This window comes from Gemmobacter nanjingensis (assembly GCF_014652195.1).
Classification (GTDB): Bacteria; Pseudomonadota; Alphaproteobacteria; order Rhodobacterales; family Rhodobacteraceae; genus Gemmobacter; species Gemmobacter caeni.
The window spans coordinates 1-14,838 of sequence record NZ_BMYI01000038.1 but is presented as its reverse complement, the minus strand read 5'-3'; the positions used below and the strand labels follow the sequence as shown (position 1 = coordinate 14,838).

The 14,838-nt window shown below is 60.1% G+C and carries 15 protein-coding genes and 1 pseudogene; 8 read left to right on the top strand and 8 right to left on the bottom strand.

The genetic code is table 11. The features are described from left to right. Positions 1-242: 242 nt before the first annotated feature. Together IE126_RS24580 and IE126_RS24575 are read left to right on the top strand one after the other, a co-directional pair. Complete coding sequence (locus IE126_RS24580) at positions 243-1,325, top strand: Fic family protein (RefSeq protein WP_189382904.1); 1,083 nt, start codon at positions 243-245, stop codon at positions 1,323-1,325. Next, complete coding sequence (locus IE126_RS24575) at positions 1,297-1,479, top strand: hypothetical protein (protein WP_189382896.1); 183 nt, start codon at positions 1,297-1,299, stop codon at positions 1,477-1,479. Before IE126_RS24580 ends, IE126_RS24575 begins: the two co-directional genes overlap by 29 nt. Positions 1,480-1,543: 64 nt before the next feature. On the opposite strand, the gene IE126_RS24570 is transcribed toward IE126_RS24575, so the two are convergent. Both IE126_RS24570 and IE126_RS24565 read right to left on the bottom strand, forming a co-directional pair. Further along, positions 1,544-2,254 carry a type 1 glutamine amidotransferase gene (locus IE126_RS24570; RefSeq protein ID WP_189382895.1) on the bottom strand — a complete coding sequence of 237 codons (711 nt, stop codon included), beginning with the start codon at positions 2,252-2,254 and terminating at the stop codon, positions 1,544-1,546. Continuing rightward, entirely contained in the window at positions 2,251-2,910 is a 660-nt protein-coding gene (locus IE126_RS24565) for a TetR/AcrR family transcriptional regulator (protein ID WP_189382893.1), read from the bottom strand. The genes IE126_RS24570 and IE126_RS24565 overlap by 4 nt, the downstream gene beginning before the upstream one ends. A gap of 150 nt (positions 2,911-3,060) precedes the next feature. On the opposite strand from IE126_RS24565, the gene IE126_RS24560 reads away from it, so the two are divergent. From IE126_RS24560 to IE126_RS24550, 3 genes are read left to right on the top strand one after another with little or no spacing between them, the layout of a single operon-like run. Next, positions 3,061-3,912, top strand: a complete 852-nt coding sequence (locus tag IE126_RS24560) for an ABC transporter substrate-binding protein (protein WP_229825890.1) — start codon at positions 3,061-3,063, stop codon at positions 3,910-3,912. A 4-nt stretch (positions 3,913-3,916) separates the two neighbouring features. Beyond that, complete coding sequence (locus tag IE126_RS24555) at positions 3,917-4,999, top strand: amino acid ABC transporter permease (protein ID WP_189382891.1); 1,083 nt, start codon at positions 3,917-3,919, stop codon at positions 4,997-4,999. A gap of 3 nt (positions 5,000-5,002) precedes the next feature. Beyond that, a complete protein-coding gene (locus IE126_RS24550) occupies positions 5,003-5,746 on the top strand; it encodes an amino acid ABC transporter ATP-binding protein (protein ID WP_189382890.1) in 744 nt (247 codons plus the stop codon). Positions 5,747-5,985: 239 nt separating this feature from the next. Here IE126_RS24550 and IE126_RS24545 read toward each other — a convergent pair. From IE126_RS24545 to IE126_RS24520, 6 genes and pseudogenes are all read right to left on the bottom strand, one after another. Continuing rightward, positions 5,986-6,936: pseudogene (locus IE126_RS24545) on the bottom strand (transposase); the annotation flags it as partial. 693 nt (positions 6,937-7,629) lie between these two features. Beyond that, positions 7,630-8,019 (bottom strand): hypothetical protein, encoded by a 390-nt coding sequence (locus IE126_RS24540; protein ID WP_189382888.1) that lies wholly within the window; start codon positions 8,017-8,019, stop codon positions 7,630-7,632. Then, a complete protein-coding gene (locus tag IE126_RS24535; RefSeq protein WP_407646094.1) occupies positions 8,016-9,335 on the bottom strand; it encodes a recombinase family protein in 1,320 nt (439 codons plus the stop codon). Before IE126_RS24535 ends, IE126_RS24540 begins: the two co-directional genes overlap by 4 nt. Before the next feature lie 5 nt (positions 9,336-9,340). Next, entirely contained in the window at positions 9,341-9,880 is a 540-nt protein-coding gene (locus IE126_RS24530; protein WP_268245849.1) for a DUF2924 domain-containing protein, read from the bottom strand. Positions 9,881-10,783: 903 nt separating this feature from the next. Beyond that, the gene (locus IE126_RS24525) at positions 10,784-11,581 is read right to left on the bottom strand and encodes an ImmA/IrrE family metallo-endopeptidase (protein ID WP_189382885.1); all 798 of its coding nucleotides are present in this window, start codon (positions 11,579-11,581) and stop codon (positions 10,784-10,786) included. Between the two features lie 104 nt (positions 11,582-11,685). Next, complete coding sequence (locus IE126_RS24520; RefSeq protein ID WP_189382883.1) at positions 11,686-12,006, bottom strand: helix-turn-helix domain-containing protein; 321 nt, start codon at positions 12,004-12,006, stop codon at positions 11,686-11,688. 160 nt (positions 12,007-12,166) lie between these two features. On the opposite strand from IE126_RS24520, the gene IE126_RS24515 reads away from it, so the two are divergent. The 3 genes from IE126_RS24515 to IE126_RS24505 all read left to right on the top strand — a co-directional run bounded on the left by IE126_RS24515 (position 12,167) and on the right by IE126_RS24505 (position 14,764). After that, positions 12,167-13,393, top strand: coding sequence for a hypothetical protein (locus IE126_RS24515; RefSeq protein WP_189382881.1), 1,227 nt, complete (start codon positions 12,167-12,169; stop codon positions 13,391-13,393). Continuing rightward, positions 13,368-14,345: a hypothetical protein gene (locus IE126_RS24510; RefSeq protein WP_189382879.1), complete on the top strand. Its 978-nt coding sequence runs from the start codon at positions 13,368-13,370 to the stop codon at positions 14,343-14,345. The genes IE126_RS24515 and IE126_RS24510 overlap by 26 nt, the downstream gene beginning before the upstream one ends. A 92-nt stretch (positions 14,346-14,437) precedes the next feature. Then, positions 14,438-14,764 carry a hypothetical protein gene (locus tag IE126_RS24505; protein WP_189382877.1) on the top strand — a complete coding sequence of 109 codons (327 nt, stop codon included), beginning with the start codon at positions 14,438-14,440 and terminating at the stop codon, positions 14,762-14,764. Positions 14,765-14,838 lie beyond the last annotated feature (74 nt).

Sequence of the window (14,838 nt, the reverse complement as noted above, 5' to 3'; positions counted from 1 at the left end):
GGTGATCCATGAAACGCGCCCCTCGCAGCCGTCAACGCCATGATTTATATGCGAAATATCACGATTACGACAGCGAAATCAGCGACTTACTTGGAGAATGTGGGGTTAGGTTGCGCCGCGAGGACCTTCACCCAGACGTGCGGGCAAGACTCGTCCGCTACACGACAGATCGCACGTCACATTATGGTGTGGTTCCGGCCCCGCCATCGGAGGAGCCATTCCACCTGGCAGGGCACGGTCAGATGGTCGAAAAAGCGGTGGCAGCCCTTGGACGTCTTTCCGCGCCCCCGGAAACGGGCGTTGAGCGTTTTCTGCTATCTCGCCTCATAAGGCGACAGGAAGCCCTGTCCAGTTCCGGCATGGAAGGCACACAAAGCACGCTTGCTGCCGTCCTGAGCGGTGATGTCGGGAACGAGCAGGATGCCACGGCAAGGCAAGTGCGCCGCTACGCCATGGCCCTCGACACTCTGGTGCCGCAAGCGGAAAAGATTGGGCCAGATATCTTCACACCCGCGCATTTTGCAGCGGTCCATCATGAGGTCCTGAATAATGACCCTGACTACAAGGGCGGCCCAGGGGAGATTAGGGAAAAAGTCGTATGGATCGGGGCGACAGGCAAAGATATCGCATATTCCACCTGGAACCCGCCTGGCCCCGAACACATCATGGCATGCCTCGAGGATACCGCCGCCTACATGCGGGGGAACGGGCCTCACACTGTGAATCAGGGCCTCATCCTCAGGCTAGCGATCGCGCATGCTCATTTCGAGGCGGTCCATCCCTTTCTCGATGGCAATGGGCGCGTCGGCCGGTTGCTTATCCCTCTGATGCTGGCCGCGGAGGGCCATGAGCCAGTCTATCTCTCTCCATGGATCGAGGCCAACCGCACCATCTATTATGAAGCACTCAAGGCGGCGCAGCAGAGACTGGACCCGACGCCCCTCGTTGGTGCCATTGCCACGGGAATTGTCGAAACGGAAAAAGAACTGACAAAGACGCGCGATGCACTCGCGACTTTGACGGATCTCTGGAAACAGAGGGTGAAGCTTCGCCAAAGATCTTCAGCGAGTGAGACCCTGAAGCTTCTGCCGTTCTGTCCTGTCCTGTCCGTGCGGACACTCATGGAATTGCTCAGTGTTACTGCCAAAGCGGCCGGCGAAGGCATCGATCGTCTTGTGGACGCCCGCATCCTCGAAGAGATCACCGGAAACGCCAGAAACCGCATCTTTATCTCGCGAGATGTCCTTCGGATTATTTCCCGCCCTTTCGGCGCAGAGCCGGTATTGGAGATCTCGGATGATCAGCCCGCTCCGGGAGAGCCCTGATGGCAGTAAGGGAGAGAAGAACATCGCTTACAGCAATGCTGATTTTCTGCCATTCGCAGTTGCGGCATTTTTGACGTGGAGGGCGGAAAGCGGGCTTTCGCCGGTATGGTGCCGCATGCGGCCGGGTTTTTCAAAGCTGCCGTTCGATCAGTGAAGATTGCCAGTGGTGCGTCCCGCTGCCATCAAGGCACTGATCCGCCCTGACTATTGTGCCCCAGCTATCTGGCTGGTTTGCCCAAAAACAACTCTTCCAAGAAGCCATTGAACCACGCCCCCTGCGCCGCATCATGTTCCGCCATTAAGCGATCCTGCTCTTCGCGGGTTTGCGCGCCGGGCTGGCCATAGGCTGCGTGTTCTGAGGCCTGCCAGCGGCGGAAAATGTCAGCCGTGCATTCGGGATGGAACTGCACGCCATAAACCTTTGGACCATAGCGGAACGCCTGATTGGCGTAATTCTCGCTGCGGGCCAGATGCGTCACCCCTTCGGGCAGGGTGAAGGTGTGGTAATGCGCTTCGGTCACATACAAGGTGTCGGGCAGGAAGCCCTGGCCCTCGGGCGTGGGCGTCACCGGGTAATAGCCAAACTCGTGCAGATTGCCGTGCAACGGGCCGACCTGCCCGCCCAAGGCGCGGATGATCAGTTGCGCGCCCAGGCAAATGCCCAGCAAGGGCAGGTCCGCGGCCATGACCTTTTGGATGAAGGCCATCTCATCGGCCAGATAGGGGTAGCTTTCGAAATCCGCCGCCGATTGCCGCCCGCCAAAGACCACCACCCCGGCAACATCGGGGGTCAGGTCAGGCAGAGCGTCGCCCTCAAAGGGGCGATAGCTGACAGGTGTCAGCCCATGCGTTTCGGCAAAAGCCTGCACCCGGTCATCGTCGGGCTTTTCGTGGTGGCGGATCAGGATCAGGATCTGCTTTCGGGTCATGCGGTCACCTTCACGGGGGGGTGGCCTGTCAGGATGAACTGCCGCACTTCGTCGGCAGACGTGCAGACGAGCAAATCGCGGCGGCCGGTCAGCGCCTCGGCGTAATAGCGCAGGTTCAGCAGGCGTTCGTCCGGGTCATCGTGGATCTCCAGCGTTCCATAGCCAACCTGATGGAAATAGGCGATGCGGGCGCGGATCATGGCGCGCTTTTCATCTTCCCCCAAGGCGAGGAACATCCGTTCGAGGGCCGCGATTCGCAGGGTGTCGGCGTCGGCCAGCACTTCGGCCGTGCGGGGCGAGGAATGCGCCCAGTCGCGGATGGCATTGTCAAAGCGTGGGTCGATTCCATCCTCCAGAATGGTGACGCGCAGTGCCGCCAGATATTGCATGAACCCATCATCCCCGACTGCGGCAATCGCCTCGATCATCGGGGTGACGTTCTGGTCAATCCACCGTTGCCGCAGCGCCTCGTGCAGGTCTTCAAGCCCCGAAAACACGGAATAAAACGCCCCGGTAGTGACCCCGAGCGAGGCCGAAAGCCCACGCAGGTTCAACCCAGAAACGCCGCTGGCGATCAGACTGTCACGCGCCGCAGCCACCCAAGCCGCGCGCGCGGCATCGGCCATCTTGTCGGCAAGGCGGTTCGGTTCGGCCATATCGGATCCCTGTCTTTGGCGTGTCGTTGCAGTTGACACATCCGTATTTCATAACATACGTTATCCATCAATAACGATTGTTACAAGCGATTCCGACATGAGCCATCGCGCAAGATGTCGAGAAAAACCGATCAACAAGGAGGACTGACCATGATGACCAAACGCAGCTTCACCGCCGCCCTTCTGGCGACCATCGCGCTGCCCGCGATTGCCTTTGCCGATGGTGATGCACCCAACTTTGGCAACTGCGCGCCGACCGGCGAGGCGGGCAGCATCAGCCTGACCACGGTTGAACCAGATACCCTGATCGTCGCCACCGTGCTGCCGAACCCCGGCTGGTGGAACGGCACCTCGCCTGAGGACACGCTGGACGGTTTTGAATACTGCCTGGCCGCCAACATCGCCCACCGCGCCGGCCTTAAACACATGAAGCTGATGAACCTGGCATGGGACCAGTTCATTGGCGGGGCCGCAACGGGCTATGACATCGCCATGGCCTCGGCCGCCGCTACCGACAAGCGCCGTGAAGTGTTTGACTTCTCGCAAAACTACTTCTCGGCCAATCTGGGTGTTGCCACCAAGACCGGCGCGGATGTGACGGCGGAAAACCTGAAGGACAAGCGTATTGGCGTGTTGCAGGGCAACCTTGGCACCGATTGGGTTATCAACACGCTGAAACCTTCGGTCGAAGTCAGCCAATATCAGGGCCAGCCCGAGATGGTTGCCGCGCTGATGGCCGATCAGGTTGATGCCATCATGACCGACACCACGCTTTTGCTGACCGCCACCTCTGGCACCAATGGCGCACTGGATGTGGTTGGCCAGTATAACACCGGCTGGGGCGTCAATGTGATTACCCCCAAGGGTTCGGTCAATACGCCCGCTGTCGATGCCGCCGTGGGCGAGATGGTTGCCGATGGCACGCTGAACGGCCTGTCGGCCACTTACCTGACGCCCCTGTTCGGCAAAGACCCGAACGCCATTCCGATGTGGGCGCAGTGATCAGATGACCACGCTTGACCCCTCAAAGCTCAGCCCCGCACCACCCAGCCTTGGGCTGGCTCTCGGCGCCTTGTTGATCTCGGCGGGGGGTCTGGTGGGCATCGCCATCATCGGCGGCGCGGTGCGCGCCGGGGTCACTGACCCCGGCCTGCATGGCGTTGCCACCGTGGCCTTCTATATGGCCATCGCGGCCGGAGCGGTGACGCTCTGGCTTGCAGCCCGGGCGCTGACGCAGTCGCTGCAATCGGGGGCCGAAGCCTCGCGGTCTGACGTTCTAGCCGCCCGAGCCAGTGCCGCCAAATCCCGCGATGGCAGCATGGTGGTCTTTGGCCTGACGCTGGCGCTGATCATCGCGTTCTTTCTGGCTCAGATGATCTTTTTCAATGACGGCAAGATCCAGAAAACTTTTCTGCGCTGGGATCTGATGACGGAATCCGCCGCCGATGTGGCACGCGCATTCCTTGTGAACCTGAAACTGGCGCTGATCGCACAGGCCTTGGTGATGATCGTCGGCCTCTTCCTTGCCGTCGCCCGCCTGACCCCCGGCAAGGCCGGTGCGCCGGTGCGGATGATGGCGATTGCCTATATCGACCTGTTCCGCGCCGTTCCAGCGATCATCGTGCTTTACCTGATCGGCTTTGGCCTGCCGATGACCGGACTGCCCCTGATCTCCAAAGTGTCCTCGCAATGGTTTGCCATCATCGCGCTGACGCTGACCTATTCAGCCTATGTCGCAGAGATTTACCGATCGGGCATCGACAGCATCCATCCCTCACAATGGTCGGCCGCGCGGTCCTTGGGCTTTTCTTTCGCCCAGACCATGCGCTGGTTCATCCTGCCGCAAGCCATCCGCATCGTCATTCCGCCGCTGCTGGGGGCCTTCATCGCGCTGCAAAAGGATACATCGCTGGTCAACGTGATCGGCACGATGGACGCCTTCAACCAAGCCAAGTTTTACGCCTCGGCCAACTTCAACCTCTCGTCGGTGCTGGTGGTGGCGGTTCTCTTTGTCATCATCACCATCCCCCAGACCCGTTTTGTGGACTGGATGCTGGAACGCAGTCTTGAAAAACGGAAGCGGGGGTAAGCCATGGCCTTTATCGAAATCAAGGATCTGAAAAAGATCTACGGCAATCATGAAGTGCTGAAGGGCATTGATCTGGAGGTAGAGCGCCATCAGGTCGTCAGCCTGATCGGGGCCTCAGGCTCGGGCAAATCCACCCTGCTGCGCTGCCTGAACGCGCTGGAGACGATCAACGGCGGCCAGATCAGCATTGACGGCGACGTGGTATCGGGGCCGGGGGTGGATCAGAACCGATTGCGCCGCAAGGTCGGGATGGTGTTTCAATCCTTCAACCTGTTTCCGCACCTGTCGGTGGAAGAAAACATCATGGCCGGCCCGATGCGTCTTTTGGGGGAAAGCCGCGAGGCCGCCCGCGATCAGGCCCGCGCCCTGTTGGACCGGGTGCAGCTGGGCCACCGCGCCGCCTATTATCCCGATCAGCTTTCGGGCGGCCAGCAACAACGCGTCGCCATCGTCCGCGCCATCGCCATGCGCCCCGAGGCGCTGCTGTTGGATGAGATCACATCAGCGCTTGACCCGGAATTGGTGGCCGAAGTGCTGAACATCGTCCGCGATCTGGCGCAGGACGGCATGACCATGTTTCTGGCCACGCATGAGATGCAGTTTGCGCGCGAGGTGTCAGACATGGTGGTGTTTCTGGAGCAGGGTCGCCTGTTGGAAAAGGGGCCGCCCGAGCAGATCTTTGGCAATCCGACGGAACCTCGCACGCGGCAATTCCTGAAACAGATCATTGAGGCAGGACGGCTCTAGGGCTTGAGGCCGACATCGGAATAACCGCTTTGGACGACTGCCCCAATGCACGACAGTTTGGCACGAAGGTCGGCTTTGGGCCGAGGTTGTGTAAAAACGCGAGTGCGACCCAGCGTTGGCGCGTGGAACGGCGCAGGTCGGCTGCCGTGCTTACCCTGTGTTGAAAATGCTCCTGGCGGCGCGTCTGAGCGGGCCCTGATGGCCGCGGTTGGGCCGCAAAGGGGCGTCAGAATGCATCTTTACGCCTGCAAGGCGCGCATCAGCCCTCTGACGCCGAGCAGGGCAACCATTCGCTTGATGTTGTAGGCCAGAACGTTCAGCGCCATCTCGCTGCGGACGTTCTTCAGCCTGCGCGTCAGGAAATGGGTGCTGCCCATCCACGCCTTGATTGTTCCGAACGGGTGCTCGACGGTGCAGCGGCGGAGGGTCATGTAGTCCGGGTCCCGCCCAAGGCGGCTATCCATGTCGTCGACCAGATCCTCGCGCTCCCAGCGTGATATGCGCCGCTCGTTGCCGGTCGTGCAGTGGGTCCGAAGGGGGCAGGTCTTGCATCCGTTGATCCAATATCGCCGGATCGGGATGCCGCGTTCCTCGGTCGTGTAGCGGTAGGTCAGGTCCTCGCCTGCCGGGCAGACATAGACGTCCCGTTCGGCGTCATAGACGAAGTCAGCCTTCACATACATGCCCTTGGCCGCATTGCCCGAGGTTGCGGGCCGCGGCACCGTCGTCGTGATCCCTGCCTCATGGCAGGCCAGGATCTCCGGCCCGCTGAAATAGCCCTTGTCGGCGATGGCATGCAGGTCGTCCCGTCCAAGGGCGGTCTTGGCCGCGATGGCCATCGGGCTGAGCTGTTCGCGGTCGAAGCCCTGATTGGTGACCTCATGCGCGACGATGAGATGCGTCTCGGCATCGACGGCACTCTGCACATTGTAGCCGACCAAGCCGCTGTGCCGCGCGCTGGTCGCCATCGAGCGGGCGTCGGGGTCCGTCAGGGAGATCTGGCCGTCCGGCGCGTCGGCCAAAGCCTTGTCCATCTCCTTGAGCCGCGCGATCTCTTGCCGGATGCGGCCATAGCGGCGGGACAGATGCTCGACCTTTCCGGCCCTTGTCTCGCCTTCCTCCTGCCGGTCGATGCGGACCATCTCGGTGATGTAGCGTTCGACATCGGCTTCGAGATGGGCGATGCGGCTTCATGTCGTTGGGGCCAATATTGAGCGCAAATATGGATCTTTTCGGAACCGCTATGCTCAACGACATTTCGCATGATCTCGCGGATCGAATATGTAAGGGTATCCTGCAATTCTCCCAGCTGATGGCGCGTCAGTAGTCCAGCAAGCTCGGCGGCTTTCCCCTCAATTACGTCTCCTACTTCCTGAAAAGAGTCGAATGCCTCTTGGCGAATCTCAGCGACATCAAGCTCGCTGATCGGAACGTACCTAGAACTTCCAGGTGCCTCACCGGGGGCGTTTCCATGTTGAAGACCGAAAGATCGGAAAAAGCCGAAATGCGCCGCGTATGAGTGATTTTCATGATCCCGTGCTCGTCGACGAGCTGCTGGTCGATTGCCTCGGAACTGGCGAAGCAGAGCAGAAAGGAGCAGCATCGAAAATGGGGGAAACCAACGCTCGCCGCCAAAGTGGAACTCGTATTCGGCTGCGTCTGGAAGATCTCGGAGCATGCAGGCGAACCCCGCGAGGCTAACCGGCGACAAATCGTAGGGGACGTCCACACGCATTCGAAATCAGCTTTCCAATAGCTTAGAAAAATAGCAGAGTTTGGGCATGCCTACGGTCAGGCGCTGCCTTTTTCATGAAATACATGCTTGGACAGCCATGTTCCAGCGCCACTGAGTGCGGGACGGCGTCAAATTCTAGGTCTCGTTTCTAAGCGCGCCCGAACGCCCGCTCAGCCTGCTCCTCCCAAGTCTCCCCGGCCAGAAAACACAGATCGTACAGGCTGACCGCTGACGCCTCGCGCCGGCAGGTCAGACGCTTCAGCACCTCTGGCGAAAGGTACGCCAATCGTAGCTGCCTGCTGACATGGCGCTCGGCCAACCCAACGGCCTCGGCCAGTTCCTGAATGGTGGCAAACTCACCGGCATCCATGCGCCGCCGCCAGCCCCATGCGCGGCCGATGGCCCGAAGGATGTGCGGATCCTGCGCCTGATCCTCGCTCGGTCGATAGTCGGCTGGCGGCAGGATCTTCGGCCGCCCGTTCTTCTTGCGCACCTTCAGGGGGATCAGCACGCGGATCGTATCGCCCGGCTTGGTCATTCCGCAGCCTCCATCCTGCGCGGCGCGACTATCTCGCGGATGACGCCCGCGATGCCTTCGCGGCGAATGTCGACCTCGAGCCCGGCAGTGGTGACCGTGATGCGCCGCACCAGCAACTGGATGATCCGCGCCTGTTCAGCCGGAAAGAGTTGCGACCAGAGCGCATTGAACTCGTGCAGGGCAGCGATGGCGTCCGCCTCGGATGCCCCAAGGTCGTCGCGTTTCAGGGCCGCCAACACCTGCGTGACGACCTCCGGCGTTTGCAGGATGCGCCGCACTTCGGCCACGACCGCATCCTCGATCATTCCGGCGGCGAGCCGCATCGGCGCGGTCTCCTCGCCGGTCTCGCGGTTCCGGATCACGTCCATGGACACATAGTAGCGGTAAAGTTTGGCCCCCTTCTTCGTGCTGGTCGGCGTCATGGCGGCACCATTTTCGCCGAAGATCATCCCCTTCAAGAGCGCTGGCGTCTGCGCGCGGCTGTTGTTGGCCCGCTTGCGGGGGCTTTCCTGCAGGATGGCATGCACGCGATCCCATAGGTCCGAGTCAACGATGGCATCGTGCTCTCCGGGGTAGGCCTTCCCCTTGTGCAGGGCTTCGCCCCGATACACGCAGTTGTTCAGCAGCCGGTAAAGGTAGCCTTTGTCGATCAGCGTGCCCTGCTTGCTGCGGAAGCCTTCGCCACGCAGTTCGCGCGCCAGCAGTGTCGCGGAGCCGAGCTCAATGAACCGCTGGAAGATCCGTCGCACGTTGGCGGCTTCGGCCTCGTTCACCACCAGCTTGCGATCCTGCACTTCGTAGCCGAGGGGCACATACCCCCCCATCCAGATGCCGCGTTTGCGCGAGGCTGCCACCTTGTCGCGGATGCGTTCGCCGATGACCTCGCGCTCGAACTGGGCGAAGGACAGCAGAATGTTCAGTGTCAGCCGTCCCATTGAGGTGGTCGTGTTGAAGGACTGCGTCACCGAGACGAAGGTCACGCCGTTGCGGTCGAACACCTCGACTAGCTTGGAGAAATCCATCAACGAGCGCGACAAGCGGTCGATCTTGTAAACCACGACCACATCGATCAGTCCGTCATCGATATCTGCTAGTAATTGCTTTAGGCAGGGGCGTTCCAGATTGCCCCCCGAAAATCCGCCATCGTCATAGCGTTCGCGCGTGGCGACCCAGCCCTCAGATTTCTGGCTGGCGATATAGGCCTCGCAGGCCTCCCGCTGGGCGTCGAGGCTGTTGAATTCCATGTCGAGCCCTTCCTCGCTCGACTTGCGGGTGTAGATTGCGCAGCGAAGGCGACGGTTTGGGCGGGTTTCCATCTGCATCATGCCTCCTCCCGTTTGCGCTCGCGCAGACCAAAGAAGCGGTACCCGTTCCACCGGGTGCCGGTGATTTCGCGGGCGACGGCGGAGAGGGATTTGAATTTGCATCCCCGCCAGTCGAAGCCGTCCTTCAGCACGGTCACGGCGTGTTCGACGCCGTCCCATTCGCGCAGAAGCTTCGTGCCTGCCACGGGATTGCGGGGGTCGACGATCTGCTGTTTGCGCCGGGCATGGCCTTCGACCTCGTCAGCCAGAAGATCCAGCATGCGACGCGTGTCCCGGTCGGGGCCGCCGTAGATCAGTTCCTGAAGACGATAGGCTATCCGAAGCTCCAGAAACGCCCGGCTGTTGTTCGGCGCCGAGGTGCCAAGGAGCTTTTCCCATTCGGCTTTCAACTCCTTGACCGACATCGCCTTCAGGGCGGCCAGGCGCGACAGCACTGTCTGGTCCAGGCCTGGATCATGACCCGGCTCCGCAGGGGTTATCTTATTGTGATGCTTCATGAATTCCTCCGATACGGATGCGTTTTGCACGACGACCACCGCTCTTTCGGGGCGAGAAGTCCACGAAACTGTCTCCAGTTTCGGCAGATAAACCGCTGGACTGTGCGGCGTTCAGCCGAATGACCCCAGCGGCCAGGATGCGGCCGATCTCGACGACGCGCGCTTCCGATGACATGCGCTCAGGGCATAGGGGATTGGGCCCCGAAACCGGGCCTTCGATAGTGGATGACATGGCGACTTTTCGCGATTGGGATGATGCGCAGAAGGTATCGCGAAATCGTCTAAAACATCAATAGAATCAATTTTTTACGGTCAAATGTGGTCGTCGCGCGCTTTGGCGAAATGCTGCGCAATCAATATCGACCATTTCAAGCTCATCATCGTTCCGTTCAGGAGAGGATCGACGAATCACTAGGTGCTGACGCCAAGCGCTATGGCCTACGCTTGAGGATTTTCTGGCCGTCCTCGAAAAGTTCAAATGCCTTCAGCTTTGCTGCGTCTTCTGTAGGTAGCCCAGATGCGGAAAGTTTAATGTGATCGTTCTGAACAATTGTCGACCATCCGCGCCCGCTCTGGAATACGCTTGCGTTCAGGCCTTCCTTGTTTCTGTACGGGTTCCCTTTTCTCGAAGTACGCCAGCCCTTTGATAGCCAAGTCTTGCGTCGAGAGGATCTGTTACGAGCGGATTTTTCTCGCTCTTTTGCCTGAGCAACGTCCCCCTCCATGTGCCCTGCACAAACGCAGCCGACCCTTAACTCATTTGGATATCGGGAATTTTGCATAACGTGGACGAAACGAACCTGGCGCGCCTCGCACATCTCACACAGATGGTCCTGCTCTTCCAATTCTTCGATGCCAACGCATGTCCACCCCTTATGGGGAACGCCCGGTTCTCGCCATTTGCCAGTTGCGGTTGTCTCTTTTGGCATTGCGCCTCCAAGGTCAGGACATGAACTTGTCGAAAGTGTCGAGCGTCGGCTCTTCCTCAAGCTCGGCCATCTCCCTTCGCGACGGGGCACGGTCGGGATAAAGCAGCAGCGAAATCGACATCTCGTTGCCGGGCGAGAACACGGTCATTTCGCGCACGGGCTCGCTGCCGAGCCAGACACCTGTCGGGTGGTGATGGCCGTGGCGGCCGGTATCCTGGTCAACTTCCTGCGCTGCCAGAGACGCCGCTGGCAACTCGGTCACGATCTGCCGGGCGCGGTAGAAGACACCGGATTTTAGGAGCGGCTCGCTGGACCACGCCCAGTCGATGAAGCCTTCCTTGCCAACGACGATCATAGCCCGCTTGTCAGTGATGGTCATCCATTTGAGGATGGCCGCGGTCAGCGACACGGCATAGCGGTCCGACAACTCGGTCATCACATCGATGTCGATAACCCGCCCCTTGATCTGTGCGCGGAAATCGTCCAGCGGCATCAGCAGGTAGGAGGCAAAGGTATTCGCCTCGCCTTCGATCTTAGTCAGCTTTTCGTCCCAGTCGGCCATGTTGCGGTTGGTGCATTCAAAGCCGCTGGGGTGGGCTTGGCGGTGCAGAAGGTAGTGGCCCAGTTCATGGGCCAACGTAAAATTGCGCCGCCCTCGCGAGCGGATGCTTTCGTTGTAGATGATGCCCCACTCGCCCGAGCCGTCGCGGCGCGGCATCAGCATACCTTCGACGCCCTTCGACAGGTCCAGACCCCCGACCATCGTGATCGGCGCGTCAGGAAAGACCTGCCGTGAGAAATCCTGTGCCAAGGCCGCCACATCGATTGGGAAACGCGGGAGCCCGTGCGCTGCCTGATGAAGCGCTAGGATCTGCGTCAGGCGGATGGCCCAACCCTGCGGCGTTGTGGGCAAGCTCAATCCTTCTTCCCCCACATGTCGATCATTTGGTTGATCTTTTCCTGATCTGCGGGGGCAAGCTTGCTGAACTTTCGGAAGAAAGCTTCCTTCAGAACCTGGTCACTGGGCTCCTCGCTGTCGTCGAGTAGGTAATCTGTCGTGACCTCGAGGGCTTGGGCGATGCGGGTCAGCTTTTCACCTGACGGCTTGCGTGTGTCGCGGTTTTCCAACTCCCAGATGTAGCTCTTGCTCGAGTCGGTCAGCTCGGCGAGCTTGTCGAGGGAGTATCCCTTTTCCTGGCGGTGGCGCTTGATCTTCGCGCCGAGGGACGTGGTCATCGTTTCATCCTTGATTTCCTTGGGTTCAGGACGCGTGTTCGGTATGCCGAACAAAAACGTACTACGCAAGTAGACTTGGCGATTTGTTCGGTATATATCGAACGCCAGCGTATCGCGCTGCGCTGATTCCCTCCTCCTCCCGGCCAAGAAAGGGCCCCGCATGACCGCCATTGCTGCATTCCTCCGCAAGACCCCCGTTACCCGTTTGCAGGACTACTTCACTGCCGGCGCTTTCACCTCGCTCGCGCCTGTCGATTGGACCAAGCCCGAGCCGGACGTCGTCGAGCCGCTGATCAAGGCCGTGGACGGCATGTCCGACGACGAAAAGCAGCGCGTCGTCCTTGATGCCGGCCGTGTCGCGGCTCTCGCTGATGAACCGGGGCAGAACGCCTTGCAGAACGTCGTGCAAAACCGCGCTGTGTTCGACGCGCTGGAGGGGGCCAACAATCGCTCGCTGTGGGTTTTTTTGAAGGAGCCTGATCGTTTCCGTCTCGCGGAAGAGGTGCGCTACAACGACGAACGTCGCCGGACGCGGTCCTGGAGCGGGTTTGGCGTCGATGCCTATCTGGAGGTGAAAAAGGACCCGATCTCGCTCGCGGCGTTTACGGCGGCAATCCGGGCTCGGTTTGAGACGCCCAATGTCCATGTCGACATCTTCGACCGCCACCGGGTGATCCTCGATGGTGAAGAATGCGAACTTGTTCAGGTCGCGGTCTACCGGGAGGGGCGTCCTGAGGACATGCTGGGCTTCGATGCCAACAGCACCTTGTCACGCCGGATCGTGAAACCTGTCTTCGAAGCTGCGCTGACCTATGAAGCTGCGACTGGCGTGATCGAAGTTGTGGCTAAGACCCGCGAGGACCGGATCGATCTGACCCGGTTCATGGCGCGCGATCTGCTCGGGATCACCCTTGGTGAGGACCAGTCGCTGCCGCTGCGCGAATACGACCTCAGCATGTTGCTGCGGCCGTTCGACTTCCCGACCGACCCTGCCGACGGGATTGCCAGCGTGACAGTCAAGGAACTGCGTCTGATGGATCTCGGCGACGCAAAGGAGCGCATCACGCTTGAAACCATGTCGGGCGCCGACCGTACGATCTGGCAGATGGCGGAACACCGTATCGGACTGGACATCGGGGGCGGTGCCCATGTGTTCGGTCACGCAGGTGACGTGCCGGAATGGGTGATTACCCGCGCACGCTTCACCATCAAGTTCCATCCGGGCCCCTCCGGCGGTCGTGGCAAGTCGCTGGCCCTCAACGTCACGATGCCGCACGGCTGCAATCTGAAGGACATGACGGCGCAAGAGCGCCTGATCGGCGAGAAGTATCTGCGCCTCTGGGGCATCCTGAAAGACGACAATGACGAAGGCGACGTCCTTGAGTAAGCGGGCGATCGACCTCCTGCTGCGGGCCATGGAAGCCCGCAGCACGTCTCTCCAGGCATCGGCGCTGCATCAGGTCTCGCGCGGTGCGACCGACGCATTGCTCGCAGCGAAGCTTCTGGTGCCGAGCGGGCATGTCCCAGTTGTTGCCGGGATGGACGATTACGAGGATGAACCGGTCGAGGCCACCTGGTCGGCCGAGCTGAAATCATACGGCTATCACGACAGCACGGGCCGCTGGATCAGCGTTGAAAATCGAGACATCGCGGCTTGCATGGTCGACTACGGTCAGGCCCTCGCCAAGATGCTGGTGGCGTTCGACCGTGCCGGGCCTTCACGCCCGACGCCCTTGATCTCTGATCTCGTATGGGACGTGGGAACCATCAAGTTCGCCGGAGCGAAGGCCCCAGTGCCCGTCTGGTTTGCCCGGCGGCTTGGGGATCCGGGGGGCTGGGCGCAACTCGAGGCGCTGATTGGGCGCAAACCGCCGCCGGAAATCCGCATTATCCTGACCTCCACGCCCGGTGAGCGCATCCCGGAGACCGCCCAGAAGCGCAACCACATCATAAATGTGGCGGATGTTGCGGGTGATCCGGCCAAGCTCGCGATCTCGCCGCAGGTCCTCAGGGCTCGGGTGTTCCCCGGGCAAGTGCAGCGTCGTTTCCCGATCGATCATTCGGAAGATTGTGGGATTGTCTGGCTCAAAGGTCAGACGATTACGTTTCGTGGTGATAAGCAGCGGCTGTTGCTCAAGCAGCTCTTTGATGCTTATTGGTCAGGTCTGCCGGAGTGTCGGACTTCCGCCGTCTTGTTCGAGGCAGGGTATGGGGATCAAACCAACAGTCTTGCTAAGGCATTTGGCAAACGCGACGATTGGCGTCAGTTCGTACACTATGACGATGGCAATTGCTGGATTGATCCGGATCAGATCATGTCTGTGCCATCTGGCCAATAGCGTTGACTTGCAGGCGACATGAAAAACTTGGCCATGTAGTGGGTGGATACCAAAGGCCAACACTGTGAGGTGACAGTCGTAGGGATGAAAGCATGAACATTAAACGAAGCACTGACGCCTCAAGGGATTTAGATATCGCTCTGACTGAGTCAGGTTTGCAGAACGCAGACGTCAAACTCTATGGGGCGTTTGCTTCAAAAATCAACCGAGTCGAGGTGACATCAAGCATTGGTGCTGACCCAGCCAGAATATTCACGCTGTCTCTACAGGTCTTCGCTTTACGCTTATTTTTGAAAATAGCCGTGAAGAATAAAATACCCTACGGAACGTTTCGAAGGTACGCCGCCCGTGGAGATATCGCAGGCATTCTGGGGACGTCAGAAATTGAACCGACATTCCCCAAGTGGCCTGCCGCTTGACTTCAAGATCGCCTGATTTTGCTCGCTGGGCAAGCGTTTTTCGCCCCGAGCGGTGTCTGTCGTCGCGCAAACGG

What these genes read in the sequence shown, in the direction of transcription:
- IE126_RS24580 (WP_189382904.1), top strand. Translation starts at nt 243, where the DNA reads ATGGTCGAAAAAGCGGTGGCAGCCCTTGGACGTCTTTCCGCGCCCCCG.
- IE126_RS24575 (WP_189382896.1), top strand. Translation starts at nt 1,297, where the DNA reads ATGATCAGCCCGCTCCGGGAGAGCCCTGATGGCAGTAAGGGAGAGAAG.
- IE126_RS24570 (WP_189382895.1), bottom strand. Translation starts at nt 2,254, where the DNA reads ATGACCCGAAAGCAGATCCTGATCCTGATCCGCCACCACGAAAAGCCC.
- IE126_RS24565 (WP_189382893.1), bottom strand. Translation starts at nt 2,910, where the DNA reads ATGGCCGAACCGAACCGCCTTGCCGACAAGATGGCCGATGCCGCGCGC.
- IE126_RS24560 (WP_229825890.1), top strand. Translation starts at nt 3,061, where the DNA reads ATGATGACCAAACGCAGCTTCACCGCCGCCCTTCTGGCGACCATCGCG.
- IE126_RS24555 (WP_189382891.1), top strand. Translation starts at nt 3,917, where the DNA reads ATGACCACGCTTGACCCCTCAAAGCTCAGCCCCGCACCACCCAGCCTT.
- IE126_RS24550 (WP_189382890.1), top strand. Translation starts at nt 5,003, where the DNA reads ATGGCCTTTATCGAAATCAAGGATCTGAAAAAGATCTACGGCAATCAT.
- IE126_RS24540 (WP_189382888.1), bottom strand. Translation starts at nt 8,019, where the DNA reads ATGACCAAGCCGGGCGATACGATCCGCGTGCTGATCCCCCTGAAGGTG.
- IE126_RS24535 (WP_407646094.1), bottom strand. Translation starts at nt 9,335, where the DNA reads ATGGAAACCCGCCCAAACCGTCGCCTTCGCTGCGCAATCTACACCCGC.
- IE126_RS24520 (WP_189382883.1), bottom strand. Translation starts at nt 12,006, where the DNA reads ATGACCACGTCCCTCGGCGCGAAGATCAAGCGCCACCGCCAGGAAAAG.
- IE126_RS24515 (WP_189382881.1), top strand. Translation starts at nt 12,167, where the DNA reads ATGACCGCCATTGCTGCATTCCTCCGCAAGACCCCCGTTACCCGTTTG.
- IE126_RS24510 (WP_189382879.1), top strand. Translation starts at nt 13,368, where the DNA reads ATGACGAAGGCGACGTCCTTGAGTAAGCGGGCGATCGACCTCCTGCTG.
- IE126_RS24505 (WP_189382877.1), top strand. Translation starts at nt 14,438, where the DNA reads ATGAACATTAAACGAAGCACTGACGCCTCAAGGGATTTAGATATCGCT.